This window comes from Streptomyces sp. adm13(2018), from assembly GCF_008042145.1.
Taxonomy (GTDB): domain Bacteria; phylum Actinomycetota; class Actinomycetes; order Streptomycetales; family Streptomycetaceae; genus Streptomyces.
In genome coordinates, this window is record NZ_RDBH01000006.1 from 1 (window position 1) to 2,654 (window position 2,654).

At 77.5% G+C, this 2,654-nt stretch carries 1 pseudogene; it reads right to left on the bottom strand.

The window, feature by feature from the left end:
- Positions 1-202: 202 nt before the first annotated feature.
- Positions 203-2,486, bottom strand: a pseudogene (locus tag EAO70_RS00415) (tetratricopeptide repeat protein).
- Positions 2,487-2,654 lie beyond the last annotated feature (168 nt).

Here is a 2,654-nt window from a genome sequence, read left to right on the forward strand (position 1 = left end):
GTCGTCGGCTGTGGCAGGTGCCGGAGCCATCGCCGACCGCGGCGGGCCCGGGCTCGACGCCGTTGCCGGCCGTGGCGGGCCCGGCGCCGTGCTTGGCCGTGCCGGACCGCCGGCGCTGTCGGCCGTGGCCGTGCTCCCGGCGCCGTGAGCGGCGAGGGACCCGGGAGGGTCGGCCCCCGGCCCGTACGAGCTCGCCCGGCGCTCAGGTCCCCGGTGGGAGAGTGGCCGCTCTCAGGTGGAGGGCGGCGGCCTCCGCGTGGCGGCCCAGGCGCTCCAGGCAGTGCGCCTCGTCGTCCAGGGCGGCGAGGGTGTCGGGGTGGGCCGGGCCGAGGAGACGGGTGCGGGCCCCGGCGACCTCGGCGTGCGCGGCGAGCGCCTCCTCCCAGCGGTCGAGTCGGCCTTGGGCGACGGCGGTCTCTCGGAGGCTCAGCAGGGTGTCCGGGTGGTCCGGTCCGAGCACCCGCCGCCGGTCCGCGTGGACGTCCTCCGACGCGCTGAGCGCCTCCTCCCAGCGGCCGAGGCGCCCGAGGTTGACGGCGAGCGCGTGGCGGGCGCGGAGGGTCTCGGGGGCGTCGGCGCCCTGTGCGCGGGTGCGGGCGGCGACGAGGTCGCGGCAGACGCCCAGCGCGTCGGCGGCCTGCCCGAGGCGGCCGAGGAGGACTCCGGTCTCGTAGCGGGCGGTGAGGGTGTCCGGGTGGTCGGGTCCGAGGGCGGCGGCGCGGGCGGCGGCGACCGCCCGGTAGGCGGCGAGGGCCTCGTCGCCGCGGCCCAGCCGCCCGAGGGTGTAGGCCACTTCGCGGCGGGTCACGAGGGTGTCGGGATGGTCCTCGCCCAGGAGCCGGGCGCGGGCCTCCGCGACCTCGTGGGCCGCGCGGTACGACTCCTCCAGGCGGCCCAGGCGGCCGAGGGTGAAGGCCAGGTTGTGCCGGCAGCGGAGGGTGTCCGGGTGGTCGGGGCCCACGGTGCGCTCGCGGGCGGCGAGCACCGTGACGTACAGCTCGTGTGCCTCGGTGTGCCGTCCGAGGCGGCCGAGCGCGTACGCCCGCTCCTGCGTGGCCGCGAGGGTGTCGGGGTGGTCCTCGCCGAGGACGCGCGCGCGGGCGGTGGCGACGGCGCCGAAGACGCGCAGGGCGTCGGCGGGGCGGTCGAGCCGGGCGAGGGCGAAGCCGACCTCGTAGTGGCTGGCCAGGGTGTCGGGGTGGTCCTCGCCGAGGACCTCCGCGCGGTGCTCGGCGACGGACCGGTGCACCGACTCGGCCTCGTCCCAGCGGCCGAGCCGTCCGAGTCCCATGCCCGCCCGGTACCGGCCGGCCAGCACCGCGATCAGCTCTGCGGTGGCGGTGGCCGTAGCGGCGGCGACGGGCGGGGGCAGTGCCCGCGCGGGCGTGCCGGTGCCCGCGGCGGCGGTGGTCCACTCGGTGGTGAGGACGGCGCGCCCTGGTGGACAAGGCGCTGGTGGTGGCGTCGGCCGGGCGGTGTCCGCCGGTGACGGTCCGGATCCAGGCGGGCAGGGGGGCGGTGGCCGCCGGGTCGGCGCCCGGGCCGGGCAGGGAGCCGGGCGCGGGCCCGGACGGGACGCCGGGTCCCGGCACGACGGTCGCCCCGGCGTGCGGGGGCCCTCCCGGCAGGGCCGGCGAGACCCGCCCGGTCACGATGCGGCGGCGCAGGTCGCCCGCGTCGGCGGGCCGCTCCGCGGGGGCCTTGGCGAGCAGGTCGACGACGATCCGGTCGAAGTAGTCGGGGAGTTCGGCGCGGTGGGTGCGCGGCGGGCTGGGCACCGTGTCGCGGTGGCCGATGAGGATCGCCCAGGAGTCGCCGAGGTCGAAGGGCGGGACGCCGGTGGCCAGCTCGTACAGCACGCACCCCAGTGAGTAGAGGTCGCTGCGGTGGTCGACCTCGTCGCCGCCGATCTGCTCGGGGGACATGTAGTGGGGCGTGCCCATGGCGATGCCCGTGCCGGTGAGCTTGGACGTGAAGCCGACGTCCGCGCCGAGGCGGGCTATGCCGAAGTCGCAGATCTTCACCGTCCCGTCCCGGAGCCGCATGATGTTGGCCGGCTTGAGGTCGCGGTGCACGACGCCGTGGCGGTGGGTGTACGCGAGGGCGTCGGCGACCTGGTCGGCGATCTCGACGACGTCGTGGACCGGCAGCGGGTGCCGGGCGTTGGCGGCGAGGAGCTGGCTGAGGTTGCGCCCCTCCAGGAGCTCCATGACGAGGAACAGCACGCCGTCGTACTCGCCGAAGTCGTGCACGACGGTGATGCCCCGGTGCTGGAGCGCGGCGGCCACCCGGGCCTCGCGCCGGAACCGCTCGCGGACCACGGTGAGGACCTGGGGGTCCTGCTGCGGCCCGATCGGCTTGAGGCACTTCACGGCGACCCCGCGGCCGAGCGCCTCGTCGGTGGCGCGCCACACCTCGCCCATGCCCCCGCGGCCGATGACCTCGTGCAGGCGGTACCGGCCCTGGATCAGTCTGGAGTCCCCCATCGTGTGCTGCCGCCCCCGTCGTTCTCCTACGCCTTCCCCGGCCCCTCCAGTATGGAGGGCGGTTCCGACAGTGGGTACGGGGCGGGGTACACGGAGGGGTCGGGCCGGCTGCCCGGGCCGAGGCGGTCCATGGCGCGGAGGATGTGCCGGGGCGGCAGCCGCCAGCGC